1 protein-coding gene is annotated in these 319 nt (G+C 32.9%); it reads left to right on the forward strand.

Annotated features, from left to right (window positions below):
• The coding region (locus SB752_RS32175; RefSeq protein WP_410719463.1) for a hypothetical protein at positions 1–293 on the forward strand (293 nt) is incomplete at its 5' end.
• Positions 294–319 lie beyond the last annotated feature (26 nt).

The raw sequence follows: 319 nt of genomic DNA on the forward strand, positions 1-319 counted from the left end.
GTAATGATTGGGCTGATGTAAGAAAGTATCTAAATGAGCAAACATCAAGTCGTATTTACGAAATTCCAAATTTTAACCAAGTACGTGTAGATTTTGTCATTTCCAAAAGAAACAATATGGTTAGCATAAGCATAAATCATGGTACGGCCTATAACGACACTACTCAAATATATCAAACAATTCAAAAGGTAATTCCAGATAATACGCCTTTATCAATTGCCTTCAAAGGGCTTAATTCCAATAGCTCAGCAGTGGCGATAAAAGCAGTACTGGAAGAAGCATATAAGTTTTAAATTAAAAAAGAGCATAACCAAAAACT

Origin of the sequence: Brevibacillus sp. SIMBA_040 (assembly GCF_046535075.1) — a bacterium.
Classification (GTDB): domain Bacteria; phylum Bacillota; class Bacilli; order Brevibacillales; family Brevibacillaceae; genus Brevibacillus.